At 35.0% G+C, this 2918-nt stretch carries 2 protein-coding genes; both read right to left on the minus strand.

The genetic code is table 11. The features are described from left to right. Positions 1-500, minus strand: a 500-nt coding sequence (locus ACOYLP_RS11585) for an Hsp70 family protein (protein WP_422856328.1), incomplete at its 3' end; no start/stop codon positions are given. Positions 501-805: 305 nt separating this feature from the next. After that, a complete protein-coding gene (gene rho, locus ACOYLP_RS11590; protein ID WP_422856329.1) occupies positions 806-2572 on the minus strand; it encodes a transcription termination factor Rho in 1767 nt (588 codons plus the stop codon). Positions 2573-2918: the final 346 nt, after the last annotated feature.

Genomic DNA, 2918 nt, shown 5'->3' on the forward strand with positions numbered 1-2918 from the left:
ATGATTCTCATTACTTTAAGACCTGCAATTTCACCAGCTTCTTTTGTTGCCTGACGTTGCGAATCGTTAAAGTAAGCAGGAACCGTGATAACGGCTTCAGTAACAGTTTGACCTAAATAGTCTTCCGCTGTTTTTTTCATTTTTTGCAGTGTCATTGCTGACAATTCTTGCGGTGTATATAAACGACCGTCAATATCAACACGTGGTGTATTGTTGTCTCCTTTTACTACACTGTAAGGTACTTTTTTAGCTTCATCCTGAGTTTCAGCAAAAGTGTGTCCCATAAAACGTTTAATAGAACCAACCGTTTTCGTTGGGTTAGTTACTGCTTGTCTTTTTGCAGGGTCACCAACTTTAATTTCTCCACCTTCTACAAATGCAATAATAGATGGTGTTGTTCTTTTTCCTTCTGAATTTGGTATAACTACAGCTTCTTGTCCTTCCATTACAGAAACGCAAGAGTTGGTTGTTCCTAAATCAATTCCAATTATTTTTCCCATTTTGTTTAATTTATATTTTTATTTGTGTGTTTAGTTTTTTAAAACTTGTTTCTCCAAAGTCAACTACTATGCCAAGTGACAAATGAAAATAAATTGTCAGTTTTAGTCAAAATAAATATGACAACATGACATTTTGATTTAGGAATTAGGACACGAGCGCAAAGCGCAACTGTATGGAGCGAAGCGGAATAAATTAGAATTTGGGTTTATTTGTCTTGAATAATAGAATACTTATCAGAAATAATTTTCATTTAAGAATGTAAATGCCAAAAAAAATCCCAACTGTTAAGTTGGGATTCATATTGTTAATCATTCATCGAAATGAGGAATTCCTCATTATTACGGGTTTTCTTAATCTTATCGTTAATGGTGTCCATAGCTTCTACCGGATTCATATCGGCAAGGAATTTACGCAAAATCCACATACGTTTTAACGTATTTGGATCTAATAATAAATCGTCTCTACGCGTACTTGAAGATGTCAAATCGATAGCAGGGAAAATTCGACGGTTGGCAATTTTTCTATCTAATTGCAATTCCATGTTTCCTGTTCCTTTAAATTCTTCGAAGATTACTTCATCCATTTTTGAACCTGTTTCGGTTAAGGCTGTAGCAATAATACTTAACGAACCTCCATTTTCAACATTTCGAGCTGCACCAAAGAAACGTTTTGGTTTTTGTAACGCATTAGCATCAACTCCACCAGAAAGTACTTTTCCGGATGCCGGTTGCACGGTATTATAAGCTCTTGCCAAACGCGTAATTGAGTCTAAAAGTATCACTACATCGTGACCACATTCAACCAAACGCTTCGATTTTTCGAGAACGATGTTCGCTATTTTTACATGCTCTGAAGGTTCTCTGTCAAAAGTAGATGCGATAACTTCACCACGAACACTTCGCTGCATATCGGTAACCTCTTCCGGACGTTCGTCAATCAGTAAAACGATTAGATAAACTTCAGGATGATTGGCAGCAATGGCATTCGCAATATCTTTTAACAACATTGTTTTACCTGTTTTTGGCTGCGCCACAATCATTCCACGTTGTCCTTTTCCTATTGGAGAAAATAAATCTATAATACGGGTAGACACACTTGCCTGCTTTTCGGCTATATTGAATTTCTCCTTTGGAAATATTGGAGTCAAATGTTCGAAAGAAACTCTGTCACGAACCACTTGTGGATCATGTCCGTTTATTTTCAACACTCTAACCAAAGGGAAAAACTTTTCTCCTTCTTTTGGAGGACGAACTACACCTTTAACAGTATCTCCGGTTTTTAAACCAAACAATCTGATTTGTGAAGTTGAAAGATAAATGTCATCTGGCGAAGCCAAATAGTTGTAATCCGAAGAACGCAGGAAACCATAACCATCAGGCATCATTTCTAGTACGCCTTCACTTTCTATAATACCATCAAATTCGAAATCAGAATCTCTGAAATTATTATGCTTTTTGCCTTTGAAATTTGGATTATTGTTATTTGCATTAGTGTTTCCATTCCCATTGTTCCCATTTTGATTTAGTTCGTCAGTTCGCTTACGATCATGTGGATTATGATGTTTTGGCTTTTGAACTTGATCGTTATCATTATTTTGGTTTGTAATAGCTTCTGTATGCTGCGCCTGTTCGCTTACGCTTGTGTCTATGATTTGTAAATCGTTTTCAGATGGTTGTCCTTCTGAAGTTGTATTGGGTTTATTGTAATTCTTTTTTTCAAAAAGAGGTTTTTTAAACTTTGGATTTTGATTTTCAAGAATCGGTTTTACAGCAACTTCTAGTTCTTCGGTAAATAAGTCACTCTGATTGTTTTCAGACGTTTTTTTAGCTTCAGGTAAAATACGAGCTCGTTTACTCTTATTATCTAATGGATTCATCTTCTTCGATTCACTATCGCTTGAATCGGAAGCCACCATTGGCTCAGCTTGGGCAGAAGTTTTGTTTTGGTGTTCCAAAATTTCAGCAATAAGCGTATCTTTTTTGGCACCGGTAACTTTAATTGTTTTAGCTAATTTGGCAATTTCCTGAAGCTCAGCAAGCTTCATTTCTTTAAGGGCAGAAATGTTAAACATGAATAGTATTTATATCGTAATCGTTATAATGGAATATAAAAAATGTGGGTAGATTTTAATTCTTAGAATAATCCGAATGATGAAGTTCTTGCGGATTTATACTGCAATAATACAAATAATATTTTATCATGCAATAGTATTTTTTTAAAAAGAAATTTTATTTTTGCAACTCATTATTCAAAAGACAAATGTTTAGAATACAAACATATTATTTGATTGCTTGCTTCATTATAACTGGAGTTTTACCATTTGTGTTTCCATTATGGAAAGATGCGTCCGGAAATCCTTTCTATTTTATGAAGGATATAGCTTTTGTGATGCTGTTTGGACTAAGCACAACTCTTTC

The sequence above is a fragment of the Flavobacterium sp. genome, from assembly GCF_049318325.1.
Classification (GTDB): Bacteria; Bacteroidota; Bacteroidia; order Flavobacteriales; family Flavobacteriaceae; genus Flavobacterium.